Here is an 18,074-nt window from a genome sequence, read left to right as displayed (position 1 = left end):
CATGCCAAATAGCCCTTGGTATTTCCATTTTAAACCATTGGCAAGTTCGGTTTGTCAAGAGTTCGCTTCGCCGGTTGCTAGTGGGTTCAAGGGCTCTGCTAAACAAAAAGTTAGACTGTTTGTTCAATGATCCAATCTTGAGCTAAACCTATTAATTTAGTCCAGCGTGCAGGCATATTCGGTCGCAGTAAGAGCTCTGGATTAACCACTGGCACATTACCTTCTAACGCTGAGTGAGACCGTAAAAAGTTAAAGTAAGCCACAAAAAGCGTCACAAACGAAACAGACCCATGTTCGGACCCAAACCCGTGTGTTGAGCGATAATTGCCCTTAAATGTGCGATTGAGTCTTTCAATCACTTGTTTGAGAGGCCTATACTCCTTTGATACAGGATCTTCATTGGTAAGCCCAATGACCTGAGTAATGTCAAAGTGAATATCATGCTGGGCGTAAAAGTGTTGGGCTAAGAGATATATCGGATTGCCGTCCACCACAAATGTAAGATCTTCCGGAATCTCTTTAAATTTCATTAGGACATCATCAATGGCACGGATTGCTGTCGCTGTATCTCGATTTGCTGACACTGGATAAGACAGAATGATCTTTTTTACCGCATCAAAGAAGAAGAACAAGTAATGCCAACGACCTTGAACCCTAATATAGGTTTCGTCCCCACAGAACTGATCAGAAAGCTCGTAGGGATAGTGGTCTACGTAAGGTTTAAGGATTAATGCAACTGCGTTCTCGTAATTTAAAATGCTTTGATGCGATATAGAAACACCATGGATATCTTTCATGAGTGCAGCTGTCTTCCGGGCCGAAAGGCCATAGTTAACGTGATAGGTTAAAATAAGCCCCAATGTATGTGGCGACACATAAAGCCTGGCCAAGTCAACCTTTGGTTTCTTAGGAGAAGCCTTTGACAATGGCTGAAAATCAATGTGGAACTGCCGGAAGATATATCTTAATTTAAAGGCTTGTGGATCCTTTTTAAACTGTTTCTTCTCTTTCGCAGACATGCCATTCAGTTTCTGCTGGTAGTAGGAACAGTCATTATTTTTACACTTGTACACGTCAAAGTCTTTTCGCTCTTTGACTTTCTCAAGGGTCCTAGAACAATGAGGACACTTCAAAATAGCCTCCTTCGAATAACGATTTTTATCATTGAAAAGACAGGCACACACCTTACATTGAAACTGTCCTTTGCCTCCATTATTGGCATAAAGATAATCCGCTGGAGCACCACACTGCGGACATTTCATTGACTTGGGCACACATGCCTTTGTATTCGAACGCCTTTGAACAGGTTTTAGTTGTTTACCGTTCTTCTCCAGGTATTCGGTTAGGAGGCTTCGGTAATCAAGTTTCTGAATGGTTTCGATGATCGGAAGATCATCCACCTGGAGTTTACGATAAGGTTTATTTACAGGTTTTTCCTCAGGCTTTTCAAACATCCCCTTCCCAATAAGAAGGGTAAGTAATGTTCGAATTATTTGTTCTTGGTACTTAATAAAAGTTAATAAATAGGTTATAATTTGAGGGTACAAATTGTCACTTCCTATCTAGGTTGTTGAGAGTGTGGTAACCTCAATTATCCTTAGATTTAAGGGGGTGGCAATTTTTTTGCTTATAAAGCCCTCTATAATAGGATTCTATAGCCTATTTCTTATAAAAGTTTTTACAATACGTTAATGGTATGGGGAGTGATTACTATGAAGATTTTATTAGTCGACGATGAACGTAGAATAGTAGAAGTTCTCGAGGCTTATTTGGTGAGGGAAGGTTACGAGATTCACAGTGCTGACAACGGCATCGACGCCTTGAAAAAGGCAAAAACCGTCAGCCCTGATTTAATTATATTAGATTTAATGCTGCCGGACATTTCCGGGGAAGAAGTCTGCCGCCTGGTCAGGAAGGAATCGGACGTTCCGATTATCATGCTGACAGCAAAATCCGCCGAGGATGATCGGATCAACGGCATCGTCATGGGGGCGGACGACTACATAACCAAACCGTTCAGTCCACGCGAGGTGGTTGTTCGCGTTCAAGCCATCCTTCGCCGCATCAAGAAGACCGAAAAGGTCGATCGGCTCCAGTTTAATTCAAAGAAACTTTCCATTGATTTAGAGAAAAAAGAAGTAACCGTTAACGGCCAATACATTACCCTGACGCCGATTGAATACAAGCTGTTAACCAATATGGCGACCAACCCTGGGCGCGTTTACAGTCGGATGGACCTCCTTGAAAAGATTCAGGACGAGGGCATGTATTATGAGGGCTATGAGCGAAGCGTCGATACCCATATTAAAAATCTTCGTAAAAAAATTGAGATGGACTCAAGGCAGCCAGAGTTCATTGTGACAGTGTTTGGCATGGGCTACAAATTTGGAGGGGTACTTGATGCTGCAAACGCTGCGGTCTAAGATTCTTTTTTACTTGGTCCTGATTTCGATGATCGGGATTCTGTTTGTCAGCTTTTTTATTCAGTATGGTTTTGAAGAGAGCTTTAATAGTTATCTCGACCGAAACCGCGAGAAAAAGGTTGACCGAATTATCACCGAAATTGAGAAGGACTATCTGAAAAATGGCCATTTTACCAGGGATCCGGTATTTGCGATGCTGCATGAGTACGCAATGGGCGATCAGCTTTATTTTCAGTTGTATGACCGGTTCGGGCAAATCCAAATGGATTCCTCTAATATTCGCAGCATGCTCAACAGCCTTGGGTTAACCGAGCCAGAGCTGAATGGGGAACAATGGCATTCCAAGACATATACCATCAGGGTAGATAATGTGGTAATCGGAAAGCTGGTGGCCATCTACCCGCAAGGCCTGATTGATGATGAATACAAGTTTATCCAAACGATTCAGCTATACATTTATGCAGCGGTCTGCTTGACGGTCGTGCTGGCAATTGTCTTCAGTATGCTTTTTTCGAAAAAATTAACCTCCGGACTGCAGAAACTCCAATTTGCCGCTAATGAATTGCAGCAGCACAACTTGAACATTCGGATCCCGTTAAAAGGGCTGCCGACTGAGGTCAAGCAATTGGCGATTTCATTTAATAATTTGGCAGAGTCGCTTTCGAAGGAGGAAATGCTGCGGAAACAGTTTACCGGCGACCTTGCCCATGAATTGCGGACCCCGCTTGCAACATTAAGAAGCCAAATTGAGGCATTCCAGGACGGAATTTGGGAGCCAACCCCTGCTCGTCTGCAGGCAAGTCACGAAGAGCTGATGCGCCTGGTTCGGCTAGTGAATGAACTGGAAAAATTGCTTGCCGCCGAGAATCCGCAAATGAGGCTTGAAAAAATCGAGTTGGATGCCGGAAGCGTGCTGGCAGCGCTATGGGAAATGTTCATGCCGATTTTTAAAGAAAAAGGTGTGGGGCTGTTGATTGAAGAGCCCAAGCAGGAAGAGTTATTTATTGCCGACAAGGACCGCTTAATGCAGGTTCTATCCAATGTCCTCAATAATGCCTTAAAGTATACGCCAGAAGGCAAAAACGTAACGATTTCGGTGGCAACAGACAAAGAAGGCTTTGTCGGGTTCAAAATTGAGGATGAAGGTTCCGGTATGAAAGAAGAGGATATCCCGCATATTTTCGAACGCTTCTACCGCGGAGATAAATCACGCGACCGCAAAACCGGCGGTGTCGGTATCGGGTTGTCAATTGTAAAAGCGCTGATGGATGCCCATAGAGGCATCATAAAGGTAAAAAGTAGACTTGGAAAAGGGACAAACATTACTTTGTGGTTTCCGAGGGAAGATTGATCGGCGATTGGCGACCGAAACGAAGAGTGAAACACGAAATGGGTAGCCAATAAGGTCGATTGGCGCCCGGACGAAGAGGAATCAGTGAAATGGGTAGCCAATAAGGTCGATTGGCCACCGAAACGAAGAGAGCATTGCAAAATGGTTAAGCAATAAAGATGCTCGGCCCCTTCTCCAAAAAACGGCAGCCAATCAGAACGAATGGCAGCCGTTTGTATTTACTTATTCAATAAATCATTTATATTGTAAACCTTCCCGCTTTCAACATCCCCGCCAACAATCAAATCTACCAACGCATTGGCAACTGTTTCTGCCGGAAGCAGCAGATTGTTTTCCTTATAGCCCTTAAATTTCTCTAGGTCCTTGAACCCTTCCTTAGAAGACGTGCGAATCGTTCCCTGCATCTCTGTATCCATGATTCCTGGGCTGAACGCGATAATTTTATTCTGCGTTTTTAATTCCGCCTGCTCCAAGGCAGCGGTTTGCGTAAACATATTGAGCCCGGCTTTCGAACTGCAATATACACTCCAGCCTTCAATTGAACGGACCGCGGCGCCTGAAGTCACATTCACCACTCTAACCTTTGTTTCAGTATGGAGCGCTTTGTTTAAAAATATATTGGTAATCAAGATTGGCGCTATTAGATTGATTTGGACGTTGCGAATGATTGGTGTCTGGTCCAGATTGCCAACAGTATGGATTGGTTCAACCACGCCGGCATTATTAATAAGAATAATCTCACTCGGATCCTTTTGAAAAATACAATGAGAGATTTCCATAAACACTTCCTGAACCTCTGTTTCCAATGCAAGATTGCAGGAGTAGTGCCTATAATAGGTGCCTGTTTCACTAGCAAACCTTTTAAGTTCTTCATTCTCTGTACGGGAGACAGATATGACCGCAATTCGTTCGTTCATGAGCCGCTTGGCAATTGCCGCTCCCAGTCCTTTTGATGCCCCGGTAATGATTGCATATTTCACAAGTAACTCCCCCAGCAACTTTTCTTTTACTCATATTTTATGCCCTGGGTTGGCATTTATCAAATAAAACTACCCTTCATAAGCTGACAAAATTGGCTTATGCAAATAAATTATCAAAAATCGCAAATAGAAATGTAAAAATCGCAAATAAAATGTGCCAAATCGCAAATAAACTGAACGAAATAGCAAATAAACCACCCATACTCGCAAATAAAAAAGACAGCCCCGTTTAAAGAGCTGCCAAAACTATCTTGCTATTGGATAAAACCTCTTCCACTCGTTCAGGAAGGATTGGGTGGAAGAATTGGGATGCTCCAGGACCAGAGGGGTAGGTCCTGATTGCTTGATTTCGCCGCCGACGATAATCGCCAGGCGGTTCGTCAAATAGTTGATTTCCATCAGGTCATGACTGACAAAAACGGCTGTCGTGTTCGTTTCAGAAATGATTTCCTTGAAATCCTCCATCAGCTTAATTTTTGTCGGGAAGTCGAGAGCGGAAAAAGGCTCATCGAGAAACAGGATTTCCGGTTCAATAATCATCGCCCGTGCCAGATTTACTCGCTGGGCTTCGCCGCCCGATAGATACAAGGCATTTTTTTTCGCCAAATGGCTTATGCCAAACAGCTCGAGCCAATGGGCAACTTTTTCCTTAATAATGGCTTTCGGAACCTTTCTTAACGTTAACCCAATTGCAATATTGTAAGAAACGGTTCCATCTAGTAGTAATGATTGCTGTAAGGCAATCGAGAACTTCCGTCGTAATTCAAGCGGTGCGCCGCCGGAGGGCAGTGCCACTCCGCGGTAGAGCATTTCCCCGCTCGTCGGTTTTTCCAAAAAAGTCAGTTGCTTCAACAAAGTGCTTTTTCCCGCACCGTTAGGGCCCATAATTCCAAGGAACTCGCCAGCTCCAATTGCAAACTGAGGAATATGGAGAATCTCCCGATTTTGCGCTTTATAAGTGAGATTTTTCAGTTCCATTATCGGTGTGGTCACGAGAAACGCCTCCTTTGCTGTAAAAATGTCAGTAACGCAGTAATCATTAGAGTTATTGACAAGAGAATGAAGGATAGTGCCAAGGCGATATCAAAGTTCCCCTTGGAAACCTCCATTACAATGGCCGTTGTTAAAATACGGGTATCACCTTGAATATTGCCGCCGACCATCATCGCGGCGCCAACCTCGGCAATCACACGGCCAAACCCAGCCATGATTGCGGCAAGAATGGCGATTTTTGATTGTTTTAATAGGATCATTAATGTCTGCAGTTTGGTCGGACCAAGCGCCTTGATTTGCAGTAACATTTTATCGTTGATTTGCTGAAACGCGGTGCACGTCAGGCTTGTCACGATTGGCAGTGAAACCAGCACTTGTGCCAGAATAATCGCCGTCGGGGTGTAAAGCAATTTCCATTCGCCAAGCGGGCCGGAGCGCCATAGAAACATTGTAATCCATAAACCGGCAACAGTAGGGGGCAGCCCCATCCCCATATTAATGAACAATAACAACGCCCGGCGTCCACGGAATCTTGTTAATCCAAGCAGTAGTCCGAGCGGCAAACCGATGAGGGTGCTAATCAAAATGGCAAACAGACAAACTCTTAGAGTCAGCCACGCAATCGCAAAAACTTCGGGATCGCCTGTAAGTATCATCTCTATTGCTTTCTTAAGTCCATCGATTAGCAGTTCCATAATGCCCTCCAGATTTCATTTCTAAAGTTGGTCAAAGGCCGGCGCCCTTATCTGTGCCGGCCTCTAAAAAATTATTCAGTATAGCTAATAAACAATGATTGTCCGTATTCTTTCTTACCAAAGTCTTCAATGACTTTTTGAGTTTCTGAATCTACCATAAATTCTACAAATTTTTCAGCATCTTTGCTATTCACCAAATGGTGTTTTTCTGGGTTAACCTGCATAACGTGGTAGATGTTCTTTAAATCATTGCCGCCGTCAACCACGATTTTTAGGTCAGTCATATTCTTCTCTTGAGCAAGCCATGTTGCGCGGTCCGTTAACACATAGCCTTTTTTCTCGGCAGCAACTTGAAGGGTTTGTCCCATACCTTGTCCGGTTGAAACGTACCAATCGCCTTCTGGCTTAATGTTGGCAGCAGTCCAGATGCTAAGTTCTTTTTTGTGTGTACCGGAATCATCGCCTCGGGAAACGAAAACAGCTTTTGATTCGGAAATCGTTTTTAACGCTGCTTTAATATCGTCGCCGCTTACACCGGCAGGGTTTTCAGCAGGTCCTACTAAAACAAAATCGTTATACATAACACGCTTGTAGTTAATGGCATCACCAGCGTCAACAACAGCTTTTTCAGAAGCAGGAGCGTGGGTAAGCAGTGCATCAGCTTCACCTTTTGTCCCCATTTCCAGGGCTTGTCCCGTACCAACGGCGATTGTTTTCACTTTCACGTTGTTTTCTTTTTCAAAAATTGGCAGGATGACATCAAGCAAGCCTGAGTCCTGTGTACTTGTTGTTGTTGCTAGGATCATTTCGGTTTGTTCGGCTTTTGTCGCAGGCTCTTTCTTTTCCTTTGCTGCTGTTGTATTTTTGTCGGTGCTGTTTCCGCATGCTGATAAGACTAGCAGCATGAACGCAAACAGGGTAATCGATAAACGATTTCTCCTCATAGGAATAATTCCTCCGCCGTTGTGGTTTGATAAATGACTTTTCCTAATTCTGTAACGTCATAGCCTTCTAGGTAGGTTAGGCTGTTTTTAAAGGTGTCGGATTGCAAATAATGAATCAGGTCAGTAAGACTTTGTTTGTTTTCATCAGCAAAACGAAATACAAGGTCAAAATTTTCTCTTGCTACCGGAATGAAATCAAGCCCCAGCTGACTGGCGGCAGACTGAATTCCGAAGGCAACATCGACAATTCCTCTGCTTATATAAGAGGCCGCTGATAGATGGTTCCATTCTTCGTTGTCATAGCCGTTAATTTTACTAGGATTAACCCCAAGACTTGAAAGCTTGGAATCTAGCAAAAATCGCGTTCCTGCACCTTTTTGCCGGTTAATAAACTGCACGTCTTTTCGCGTCAGGTCGGAAAAATTCAAAATGCTCTTCGGATTTCCTTTTGCGACGATAAATCCCTGTTCCCGTGCTGCCAGCCGCATCACTAGAATCTTTTCGTAAATAAATAGCTGCTGGATAAATGGGAGGTTATATTCATGTGATGTCGGATCTAGTAAGTGCATGGCGGCAATATCCGATTGGCCGCGATACAGCAGCATCAGCCCTTCTAGACTTCCGATGTAAGAAGGCTGGATTTGCAGGTTTAAGGCACTAGCTGCCTGTTTGGTAAAATGCTCGACCAGAAAGTCGTGGCTGCCGGACAAGCGAATCGGCGCAACCGGATTATGGGCAGTTTGTGCTGGTTCTGCCAGACTTTTCTTTGCCGGCGCTTTCGTGTTTTCTTTGAATCTTTCCAGCTCGGCATGCTCAATTCTCATTTTATTTCCGATTTTGAAGGCCTGGAGCTCTCCACGTTTGATAAGCTCATATACGGTGTGTTTGGAAATCTGAAAAATCTGGGCGACTTCATCGGGAGTATAGGCCTTGTCCTCCATTTGAACTCCTCCTTTTTCCATATTTTAAAAAAATCATAACATATTGAATATGATTTTTGTTAAGTATTGTTAAGTTTTATTGAGTTTAATGGGGTTTTGTTTGGAAATGTCACGAATTGTTCAATTTAATAGAATCGATTTCACAATTTTTTCATAAACTTCACTTATTGTTCAACGGTGAACATGAAAAATTAGTGTAGTATTGAAGGTAGGAAAAAATATCTTTTTTAAAGGGAAGGGATACTAATGGCCAAGCTATTATATATAACCGCCAATCCGAAAAGTGATGCCAAGCTTTCAAAGGGAGCACAGATCGGCGAAGTGTTTTTAGAGGAATTTAAAAAGGTTCAGCCGGACATAGAAGTTGAGCACATGCACTTATACAGCATGGATATCCCGGAAATTGACATGGATTTATTGTATGGCCGGGCAAAGTTGTCGTTCATGGGTTACACAAAGGATCAGCTGTCTGAAGGCGAGCGAACCAAGCTTGAAAAAATGCATGCTCTAGCCGACCGCTTTATCGCTGCTGATTACTATGTGTTCGTTACCCCGATATGGAACCTTGGGGCACCGCCGATTTTGAAATCGTTCATGGATTGCATGTTCCTTCACGGAAAAACGTTCACCAATACTGTCGAAGGTCCACAAGGCCTGTTGACTGGCCGTAAAGCGATTCACATCCAAACCCGCGGCGGTGTTTACTCCACTGGGCCGATGGTCGATTTTGAAATGGGCGACCGTTATTTAACAAAGGCACTTGAATTCCTCGGCTTTGATTTGATGGAAACAATTTATGCAGAAGGCTTAGACCATTTCCCGAAACAAATTCCGGAAATCATGGCAGCCGCAAAAGAAAAAGCAGCCGCAGCTGCAAGAGAAATGGCAAAATTAGAAGTTACATTATAAGTAAAACGCGCGCCAGGGGGACGGTTCTGGTGGGGCTATAGGCCCCACCAGAACCGTCCCCCTGGCCTCTTTTTTAAATTAGAACCGGCCTGTAAACTGGAAGAACAGTACGAGCAGCCCAAGTGCCCATACATATATTGCAAATGGCTTTAATGAATGCTTCTTCAAGTAGCCAATCATCCATTTCACTGCGATATAGCCGAACACGGCGGAGGCAACGATTCCGACGACAAGGGCGGATAATGAGATTTCCTCTCCGCCGCCACCAAACAAGTCCTTTGTTTGCAGCACAATCGCACCGGCAATCGCTGGCGTTGATAATAGGAAGGAGAAGTATGCCGCTGTTTCACGGTCAAGCTTGCGCCACAGGGCAGCGACAATTGTCATGCCGGAACGGGAAATCGCTGGCATAATCGCCACCGCCTGGAACGTCCCGATAATAAAGGCGTCCTTATAGCTGATGTCATCCATATGCTTATGGCCATTTTTCGCCGAATCAGCCAGCCATAGGAAAAGCCCCGTAATTAAGAACTCCCATCCAATTGTTACCCCGGTCTTCGAGATTTCATCGATATAATCCTTGAACGCCAGTCCGAAAATCACAGCCGGAATCGTCCCGATGACGAGTAAAAATGTCAATTTGCTAAACGGGTTCTTAATGATTTTAATAAATTCATCCTTATAAAAAACAAACACAGCCAGCAATGTGCCCACATGGAGCATCGTATCAAGCAGGAGCCCGGCTTCCTGAAGGCCAAATAAATTTCTCCCCAAATAAAGATGGCCGGTACTGGAAATCGGCAAAAATTCAGTCAATCCTTGGATAATCCCAAGGATGAATGCTTCGAGTTTCGTTAACATGGCGTTCCCTCTCATTCCTGTTATATTTCTATTTTATTAATATGCCAGTTTGTCCATATTCATGAAATTCACTAATATTTTACCATTTGGATCGTAACATCCCAAACAAATTATGTGCAAAGGTGGAGCGTTCTCCCATAAAATAGAAGTATAGATTTTGAGAGGGGATGCGGGTTTGGAAAATAAACATCTTCATTTTAATACTTCCATCGGTGTCAAAAAGCCGGAGAATTACCGTAACAAGGAGCAGGCCTGCCCCTTTTGCGCGCGTGACGAGTTGACCGACCTGATAGAGGTCGATGGTCCGATTATTCTATTGAAAAATAAATTCCCTGTTCTGGAGAATGCCTATCAAACAGTACTGATTGAAACGGACGACTGTCATGCAGAACTATCGACCTACTCCAAAGAGCATTTGCATCGGTTGATCAGTTTTGGTCTTAGACATTGGCTGGAAATGGAGGAAACAGGCAGCTACAAATCGGTTATTTTTTTCAAAAATCATGGCCCATTGTCTGGGGGCACGCTTGCCCATCCGCATATGCAGATTGTTGGCTTGCATGACCTTGATTATGATGAAAAAGTGAACCATGAAATGTTTGAAGGACTATTACTTGCCGAGGAGACCGGTGTCTCATTCACACTATCAACGAAACCTCGAGTCGGCTTTTACGAGTTTAATATTGCCATGGCGGATTTGAGTTTTACCGACCGATTCGCTGACTTTATCCAAATCGCTGCCCATTACATTCTGCACCATTTCCCATTTCGAGCTAGTAGCTATAATATCTTTTTCTATCATCTTGATGAAAAAATTTACGCCAAGGTTGTCCCGCGGTTTATCACGACTCCGCTATACATTGGCTATGGTCTGCCGCAGGTTCCGAACAACCTTAATTGGATGGCGGATCGTGTGAAAGAGATTTATTTTTAAAAAATGGGCTGGTTTCCCAAGTGGATGCCGGCCTAATTTGTAAATAAATCCAACCCTGACTTGGAAGTTGTGATTTCGTCCCAATAAAAATATAATGGAGAAATGGACAAGTTCATCTAAGGTGGGGACTTTCAACGTGACTTCAACGAAAAACACAAATTCTAAGCTCGACTACAGTTTAGTTTTAATAGTAATGTTATTGTTTTTGGCGAGCTGTATCTCGATTTATAGCGCGCAGGCGAGCGGGCAATATAAGGAAAACTTCTTAATCAAGCAGATTGTTTGGTACGCAGTGGGGGGCGGCATTATCACTGCCGTCATGACACTTGATTCTGATCAACTGCGCAAGCTGACCTGGTATGCTTACGGGTTTGGAATTTTTCTGCTTGGCTTTTTGATTGTGGCGCCGACCAGCATCGCGCCAGTCATTAACGGGGCTAAGAGTTGGTACAAGGTGCCGGGCTTTGGCTCATTGCAGCCGTCAGAGTTTGTTAAAATATTTATCATTCTTGCACTGGCGAGGGTCATAGATGACCATCATCTGAAATACCAGGTTAAAACACTCCAGACTGATTTATGGCTGTTAGTAAAGCTGGGCCTTACCACGATGCTTCCATTGCTGTTGGTTATGCAGCAGCCGGACTTGGGTACATCTCTTGTGTTCTTGGCGATTTTGCTGGGAATGGTCTTTATTGCCGGAATCTCTTGGAAGCTGCTTGTACCGATTTTTTCCGTGGGAATCACGCTTATTTCGACTATCTTTTATTTTGTGTTATTGAAACCGGAGATACTGGAAAAATATCTCGGCGTTAAGCAATACCAGTTCGGTCGGATTTATTCGTGGCTCGACCCGTATAACTTCCAAAGTTCGGCAGGCTATCAGTTGACGAAATCGCTTCTGGCAATCGGTTCCGGACAAACCGGCGGGAAGGGCTACGGCAATCGCGAGGTGTATTTACCGGAAAGCCACACCGACTTTATTTTCAGTGTCGTCGGCGAGGAATTCGGTTTTATCGGTGCAAGCGTGCTGATCAGTTTATTCTTCCTGCTGATTTACCATATTACCAAGGTCGGAATGGAAACAAAGAACCACTTTTACACGTATATCTGTGTCGGGGTTATCAGCATGATTACCTTCCACGTATTCCAAAACATCGGTATGACCATCGGCGTGCTGCCGATTACCGGGATTCCACTCCCGTTCATCAGCTACGGGGGAAGTGCCTTGTTGGGGAACATGATGGGGCTGGGACTCATCTTTTCGATCAGGTACCATTATAAAAAGTATATGTTTTCGACGACGGCATAAACAGAGTGACTTCTTGGGAGTTGCTCTTTTTTTGTGGTCTGAAATGGTGTTTGGCGAAATAGGTAGCCAGTTTAGCGAAATGTAACAAGGATTCTGCGAAATAAGTGACATGATTAGCGAAATACAACGAGATTTCCGCGAAATCTCTCCAACGCTGCTCAAACTGGGTAAGGTATTATTAAAAAGAGGTACCTAAAAATCAGTTTCGCGAAATAAAACGAAAAATCGGCGAAATACCTGATAAGTTTGGCGAAATTAAACAGGATTCCTGCGAAATTCCTCCCAAGTTTCGCGGAATCTAACAACAATTCGGCGAAATATCCAAACGAAATAAAAAACGAGGCTATGGCAAGCCTCGTTTCTTCATATATAGGAAGGTATTTTAAAACTCGTTACTTAACTAGCTTTTTCTCAAGGTCATCCAGCATTAAATTAGCTGCAAGCACGCCGCCGGCAGTGTTCCAGATGGCGTCGCTCACTTCAAAAGCATTACCGCTCTTTACTGCGTTTAAATTTTTCCACAACGGGTCATTTGTCCATTCTTTCGCTGTATTCAACGCTGTTTGGTCACCGTTTGGCGCATAAGTGAAGTAGAATAGATAATCGCTATCCATTTTCGGAATCACTTCTTTTCCAACCTCAACGGCCAGGTTCCCCAGCTTGTTTTGCGGTGTGAACAGGTCTGCCTGCTGAGCCGCGCGTTTAAAGCCCAATTCATTAAAAATAACACCGGAGAAAGAGTCTGTATAATAAATACGGGATTTTCCAGCCATAAAGCGGACCACAGATACCTCTTTATTTACCTTATCACCAAGTTTAGCTTTTACATCAGCAACATGTTTGTCATAATCCGCTAACACTGAGTTTCCTTTTTCCTCAAGATTTACTGCTTTTGCATATAATTTAAAGTTATCTTTCCAATCGCCTCTTAGTGTTTCCGCAAATACAGTCGGGGCAATCGAGCTAAGTTGATTGTAGACAGCTTCCTGACGCATCTTGTTGCCAATGATTAAATCAGGCTTTAACGTCGCAATTTTTTCGACGTTAACTTCACTTTCTGTTCCGACCACTTCAACCCCGTCCATATCTTTCGAGATATGTTCGTACCAAGGGTCACCAAGCCATGACTGTACGGCACCAACCGGTTTCACACCCATAGCTAGTAATGCTTCTGTACCTTCATTTGTCAGAATCACAACGCGTTTCGGTGTACTTTTAATAGTAGTCGACCCCATTGCATGCTCAACTGTATACGACTTTTCTTCCGTGTTGCTCGGTTCAGCTTTTTCCCCAGTTTTCTCTTCGGAACCACCGCCGCCGCATGCCGCTAATAGAACAACAGTCATAACGGAGAGAAGGGTAAGGAATGATTTTAATGCTTTCATACTATTATGTAGCCTCCTTAGCTAATTGTTAATGATAATCATTTTCATTTACGACCTACAACCATATCATAAAATGGCGACATCATAATGTCAACGCTTAAATGAAAATGATTTTCAAAATCATTAAATATTAACTCGCCATTCATAGTATAATTGAAAAGGATTATCAAATATGTAACCTATTTTTTGAAAAAGTTAATTGAAAATGATTATCATGTCCATTGACAATCATTATCAATTACAGCTAGACTGAAAGTAAGACAACCATTAAGAAAGGTTAACTACAATGCTTTTAAAAAGTACTTCATTAAAATGGACCGGGTTTCTGATCGCGATCCTAATCATGCTGCTGTTAATGGCTGCCAGTATAGTGTTTGGTTACACCGACACAAGCCTGAGGATGGCAATTGATGCGTTCACAAATAACAACGGTTCCAATGAACATATCATTATTGAAACTGTTCGACTGCCTCGAGCGTTAATTGCGTCTGCAGTGGGGGCAAGCCTGGCGATTGCCGGCGTGCTGATGCAGACATTAACGAAAAACCCGTTGGCCTCACCTGGGATATTCGGCATCAATGCTGGCGCGGGCTTTGCCGTAGTTGTCGCGATTACAATATTTTCTGTTAATAATATGCAAGGTTTTAATGCATTGGCTTTCCTCGGAGCAGCCATCGCCGCTATCAGTGTCTACGTCATTGGCTCTGTTGGACGCGAAGGATTAACTCCGATGAAACTGACATTAGCCGGGGCCGCAATTTCGGCGATGTTTTCCTCATTTACACAGGGGCTGCTTGTTCTTGATGAAGCGTTGCTCGATCAGGTGTTGTTCTGGCTTGCAGGTTCTGTTTCCGGCCGGAAGCTCGAAACGTTGGTTTCAGTTCTTCCATATATCGGTATAGGCTGGGCAGGTGCTCTATTAATCTCCGGAAAAATGAATATACTGGCCATGGGGGAAGATGTAGCCAAGGGCCTTGGGGTAAACACAGGCTTTTTAAAAATGGCTATTGGTGTAATCGTCATACTACTAGCTGGAGCAGCAGTCGCCACAGCGGGGCCAATAGGCTTTGTCGGAATTGTCATTCCGCACCTGACCAGGTCAATTGTCGGGATTGACCATCGCTGGGTCATACCGTTCGCGGGTGTACTAGGTGCGATATTACTATTGATAGCTGATATTGCCGCACGTTATCTATTAATGCCGTCAGAAGTCCCGGTTGGTGTCATGACAGCAATCATTGGAACTCCATTCTTTATTTACATTGCGAGAAAGGGGTTCAATGCACGATGAGCAAATATAAAAATTTTCGTCTGTTTGGCGGCAAGTTTTCAGTATTAATTGATCGGAAAGCGAGCTTTGTTTTAATCATCCTTGCCCTAATCTCGTTTGCTGTTTTTATTATTAGTACGGGATCAGGTGAAATGAAAATCAATCCACTGACTGTGGTAAAAGTATTATTTGGTGCAGGCCCGGAAATGGAAACCTTGGTGATTACCTCGTTCCGCCTGCCAAGAATCATTGTCGCTCTAATAGTCGGCATGTCGTTAGCGATGGCCGGCGGGATTTTGCAGGGGATGATTCGGAATCCACTGGCTTCCCCCGACATCTTGGGAATTACTGGCGGTGCCGCCGCAGCGGTCGTTGGATTTTTGGCGATTTTTAGTGATAAAAACCATTCGTTGACCGTAAGTATCGCATGGCTGCCGTTGGCCGCATTTATTGGCGCAGGGGTGGTGGCATTTCTAGTATATTTTCTTGCTTGGAAAAACGGTGTGTCACCAATCAGACTGGTGTTGATTGGTATAGGGATTTCCACGCTGATGCAGGCATTGACAACATTCCTAATGGTGTCCGGCCCGATTTATCAAGCCAGTCAGGCGAATATTTGGATTACTGGCACAGTTTACGGCTCTAATTGGCAAAATGTTGCGATTCTTGTTCCATGGGCAGTGTTTTTTCTGATTATTGCCATCATGACTGCCAGGACCTTGAACATTCAAGAACTTGGTGATGACGTTGCGACTGGGTTGGGTGAAAAGGTACAGAAGCATCGGTTTCTCTTACTAATGATTAGCACGGCTCTAATCGGCGGGGCGGTTGCGTTTGCCGGGGGTATCGGGTTTGTCGGACTGATGGCGCCGCATATGGCGCGACGATTAGTGGGCTCGTCATTCGGTGCACTGCTGCCGACTTCGGCGCTTCTCGGCGGGATTCTCGTCATGCTTGCTGATTTGATTGGGCGGACGATGTTTTCACCGCTCGAGGTACCGGCTGGAGTTTTTACTGCCGGAATCGGTGCCCCTTATTTTATTTACCTGCTTTTTAAAACTAGAAATGCATAACATAAAGCGAGGGCTTCCTCAGTAACAAAAAGGAGTTGGCATTGATGACGAATGCGATTGAAACGAAAGATTTATCGATTTCATATGGGGAGACGCTCATTATCAATGAATTGGACTTGAAAATTCCAAAGGGCGAGATTACTGTGTTTATTGGCGCAAACGGCTGCGGAAAATCGACGCTTCTTCGGTCAATCGCGCGTCTATTAAAGCCAAAATCGGGCTCTGTATTCCTAGATGGGAAAGCAATTTCTAAACTTTCAACTAAAGAAATAGCAAAAAAAATGGCGATTCTGCCGCAGTCTCCATCCGCTCCGGAAGGGCTGACTGTTCTGCAGCTCGTCAAACAAGGCCGCTATCCGCATCAATCGTGGCTGAGACAGTGGTCCGAAGAGGATGAAAAAATGGTCAATGATGCATTGAAAGCGACCAGACTGGAAGACTTAAAGGACCGGCCGGTTGATTCACTTTCTGGTGGACAGCGCCAGCGCGCATGGATTGCGATGACATTGGCCCAGGACACAGAGATTATCTTGTTGGATGAGCCTACTACTTATTTGGATATGACACATCAAATTGAAATTCTCGATCTTCTGTTTGAATTAAATGAGAAGAAAAAACGTACGGTGGTTATGGTGCTGCACGACCTGAACCTAGCCTGCCGCTATGCCCATAATATTGTCGCCATTAGGGATCAAAATGTTTTCGCCCAAGGGAAACCTGAGTATGTTATCAACTGCAGCCTGGTGAAGAATGTGTTTGGTATGGATTGTGAAGTAACAATCGATCCCCTTTTCGGCACTCCGCTATGCATTCCGTATGGCAAGGGCAGATGCATTTTGGATAAGGCGGTCGCTGCCCATGGCTAAGCTGCTGACGGAAACAGAAATCCTGGCGCTGCAAAGGTTTAGGTTAAACCAAGACGTTACAAACTCCTTTGCCGTAGCTGATTTGCTTGACGACGCATCTCTTAGGGAATTTATGAAAACTTTGACCGGGGCAATTGGCTCACCAAATGAAAAAGTGGCGGCATCCATCTTTATCAAAAGATATGCGTTTTTAGCGGTGATCTCCATGTTTGCGATGACTGCTTGGAATAAAAAACTAGATATCAGCTTAAATAACATTAGAATGGAAACACCGACTAAAGGATCAAACTGGCTCCCGTCGTTTGCGTTAAATGTGCTGAAAGCGGAGGAATGGAATCCTGGTGTAGACCGCTCTGAGTGGCGGAAAGCCGTCATTAGCGAACTTTTTGCAAAAAATATTTATCCAATCATTGTAAAGTTAGAAAAAACATTTGGAATTTCCCGCTTTATTTTGTGGGAAAATATCGCGGTCTATTTATTCTGGATATATGAAACAGAATTAAAGGAAATGGATAATGGTGACTTTAGGTATTTGCTATTTGATGCTGACGGGTCGTTGTTCGGCCGCTATAAACTAAATCCGATTCAAAAATATTATGGTGAAAAGGTGTACGTGGAGGAGAGCGGCGAAGAGGTCAGGAAGCGGAAAACCTGCTGCTTCACTTATCAGCTTGAAGGCAGCACAAAGCGCTGCAAAACCTGCCCGTGTGCCCATATCGCCAAAGATGGAAGGTGTGCTTATGGAGAAGACCTTTGCGGACCAGCTCGAGGCCTTGCTTGAAAAATATAGCGAGCTTCTAGTGGGCGAAACTAGCGAGGAAACAAAAGAAAAGGTGAAGGCTTGGGCAATGTATAGCCACATTGCTAAATCGATGCCAGCGCTAATCAGTCACTGGAGTGCCCTTTATCCCGAGGCCCGAGCAGAAATGAAAGAAATCATTAATGAAATTAAGGTTCTGAATGAGAAGCATCGTAATTCGATACAAAAGTAAATTTTGCGATTCGCAAATAAAGTTGAGATTTTCGCAAATAAAAGAACCAAAATCGCAAATAAAACACTGAAAATCACAAATAAAACGGCAAAAGCCGTAAATAAACTTCGCTGCGGGTGCTAACCCAGACGAAAAGGTGCTCCAATTT

General features: G+C 44.0%; 18 protein-coding genes. 10 read left to right on the top strand and 8 right to left on the bottom strand.

Annotation, left to right across the window (positions count from 1 at the left end; translation table 11 throughout):
- Nucleotides 1-110: 110 nt before the first annotated feature.
- Nucleotides 111-1,547, bottom strand: coding sequence for an IS6 family transposase (locus ACZ43M_RS23150; RefSeq protein ID WP_464504863.1), 1,437 nt, complete (start codon nt 1,545-1,547; stop codon nt 111-113).
- A 165-nt stretch (nt 1,548-1,712) separates the two neighbouring features.
- Here ACZ43M_RS23150 and ACZ43M_RS23145 point away from each other — a divergent pair, with 165 nt between their 5' ends.
- Both ACZ43M_RS23145 and ACZ43M_RS23140 read left to right on the top strand, forming a co-directional pair.
- Nucleotides 1,713-2,423, top strand: coding sequence for a response regulator transcription factor (locus ACZ43M_RS23145; protein WP_464504862.1), 711 nt, complete (start codon nt 1,713-1,715; stop codon nt 2,421-2,423).
- On the top strand, nt 2,401-3,774 hold the full coding sequence (locus ACZ43M_RS23140) for a HAMP domain-containing sensor histidine kinase (RefSeq protein WP_464504861.1): 1,374 nt from the start codon (nt 2,401-2,403) through the stop codon (nt 3,772-3,774). The genes ACZ43M_RS23145 and ACZ43M_RS23140 overlap by 23 nt, the downstream gene beginning before the upstream one ends.
- A gap of 218 nt (nt 3,775-3,992) precedes the next feature.
- Here ACZ43M_RS23140 and ACZ43M_RS23135 read toward each other — a convergent pair whose 3' ends face one another.
- The 5 genes from ACZ43M_RS23135 to ACZ43M_RS23115 all read right to left on the bottom strand — a co-directional run bounded on the left by ACZ43M_RS23135 (nt 3,993) and on the right by ACZ43M_RS23115 (nt 8,327).
- A complete protein-coding gene (locus ACZ43M_RS23135) occupies nt 3,993-4,754 on the bottom strand; it encodes a (S)-benzoin forming benzil reductase (RefSeq protein ID WP_464504860.1) in 762 nt (253 codons plus the stop codon).
- A 246-nt stretch (nt 4,755-5,000) separates the two neighbouring features.
- Nucleotides 5,001-5,747 carry an ABC transporter ATP-binding protein gene (locus tag ACZ43M_RS23130; RefSeq protein WP_464504859.1) on the bottom strand — a complete coding sequence of 249 codons (747 nt, stop codon included), beginning with the start codon at nt 5,745-5,747 and terminating at the stop codon, nt 5,001-5,003.
- Nucleotides 5,744-6,442 carry an ABC transporter permease gene (locus ACZ43M_RS23125; protein ID WP_464504858.1) on the bottom strand — a complete coding sequence of 233 codons (699 nt, stop codon included), beginning with the start codon at nt 6,440-6,442 and terminating at the stop codon, nt 5,744-5,746. Before ACZ43M_RS23125 ends, ACZ43M_RS23130 begins: the two co-directional genes overlap by 4 nt.
- 71 nt (nt 6,443-6,513) lie before the next feature.
- The gene (locus ACZ43M_RS23120; protein WP_464504857.1) at nt 6,514-7,386 is read right to left on the bottom strand and encodes an ABC transporter substrate-binding protein; all 873 of its coding nucleotides are present in this window, start codon (nt 7,384-7,386) and stop codon (nt 6,514-6,516) included.
- Nucleotides 7,383-8,327, bottom strand: a complete 945-nt coding sequence (locus ACZ43M_RS23115) for a substrate-binding domain-containing protein (protein ID WP_464504856.1) — start codon at nt 8,325-8,327, stop codon at nt 7,383-7,385. Before ACZ43M_RS23115 ends, ACZ43M_RS23120 begins: the two co-directional genes overlap by 4 nt.
- Before the next feature lie 246 nt (nt 8,328-8,573).
- On the opposite strand from ACZ43M_RS23115, the gene ACZ43M_RS23110 reads away from it, so the two are divergent.
- Nucleotides 8,574-9,236: an FMN-dependent NADH-azoreductase gene (locus ACZ43M_RS23110; protein ID WP_464504855.1), complete on the top strand. Its 663-nt coding sequence runs from the start codon at nt 8,574-8,576 to the stop codon at nt 9,234-9,236.
- Nucleotides 9,237-9,314: 78 nt separating this feature from the next.
- Here ACZ43M_RS23110 and ACZ43M_RS23105 read toward each other — a convergent pair whose 3' ends face one another.
- Nucleotides 9,315-10,097, bottom strand: coding sequence for an undecaprenyl-diphosphate phosphatase (locus ACZ43M_RS23105; protein WP_464504854.1), 783 nt, complete (start codon nt 10,095-10,097; stop codon nt 9,315-9,317).
- Nucleotides 10,098-10,272: 175 nt separating this feature from the next.
- Here ACZ43M_RS23105 and ACZ43M_RS23100 point away from each other — a divergent pair, with 175 nt between their 5' ends.
- A complete protein-coding gene (locus ACZ43M_RS23100) occupies nt 10,273-11,031 on the top strand; it encodes a DUF4931 domain-containing protein (protein WP_464504853.1) in 759 nt (252 codons plus the stop codon).
- A gap of 136 nt (nt 11,032-11,167) precedes the next feature.
- On the top strand, nt 11,168-12,340 hold the full coding sequence (gene rodA, locus ACZ43M_RS23095) for a rod shape-determining protein RodA (protein WP_464504852.1): 1,173 nt from the start codon (nt 11,168-11,170) through the stop codon (nt 12,338-12,340).
- Between the two features lie 392 nt (nt 12,341-12,732).
- Here the strand turns inward: rodA and ACZ43M_RS23090 are convergent, their stop codons facing one another.
- Nucleotides 12,733-13,725, bottom strand: a complete 993-nt coding sequence (locus ACZ43M_RS23090) for an ABC transporter substrate-binding protein (RefSeq protein ID WP_464504851.1) — start codon at nt 13,723-13,725, stop codon at nt 12,733-12,735.
- A 286-nt stretch (nt 13,726-14,011) separates the two neighbouring features.
- On the opposite strand from ACZ43M_RS23090, the gene ACZ43M_RS23085 reads away from it, so the two are divergent.
- From ACZ43M_RS23085 to ACZ43M_RS23065, 5 genes are read left to right on the top strand one after another with little or no spacing between them, the layout of a single operon-like run.
- Nucleotides 14,012-15,016, top strand: coding sequence for a FecCD family ABC transporter permease (locus ACZ43M_RS23085; protein ID WP_464504850.1), 1,005 nt, complete (start codon nt 14,012-14,014; stop codon nt 15,014-15,016).
- Nucleotides 15,013-16,068 (top strand): FecCD family ABC transporter permease, encoded by a 1,056-nt coding sequence (locus tag ACZ43M_RS23080; RefSeq protein WP_464504849.1) that lies wholly within the window; start codon nt 15,013-15,015, stop codon nt 16,066-16,068. Before ACZ43M_RS23085 ends, ACZ43M_RS23080 begins: the two co-directional genes overlap by 4 nt.
- A 44-nt stretch (nt 16,069-16,112) precedes the next feature.
- A complete protein-coding gene (locus ACZ43M_RS23075) occupies nt 16,113-16,934 on the top strand; it encodes an ABC transporter ATP-binding protein (RefSeq protein ID WP_464504848.1) in 822 nt (273 codons plus the stop codon).
- Complete coding sequence (locus ACZ43M_RS23070) at nt 16,927-17,715, top strand: IucA/IucC family C-terminal-domain containing protein (RefSeq protein WP_464504847.1); 789 nt, start codon at nt 16,927-16,929, stop codon at nt 17,713-17,715. Before ACZ43M_RS23075 ends, ACZ43M_RS23070 begins: the two co-directional genes overlap by 8 nt.
- On the top strand, nt 17,675-17,926 hold the full coding sequence (locus ACZ43M_RS23065; RefSeq protein WP_464504846.1) for a DUF2573 family protein: 252 nt from the start codon (nt 17,675-17,677) through the stop codon (nt 17,924-17,926). Before ACZ43M_RS23070 ends, ACZ43M_RS23065 begins: the two co-directional genes overlap by 41 nt.
- Nucleotides 17,927-18,074: the final 148 nt, after the last annotated feature.

It is taken from the genome of Neobacillus sp. B24 (assembly GCF_055381825.1).
This window is presented reverse-complemented; position numbering and strand designations above follow the sequence as displayed.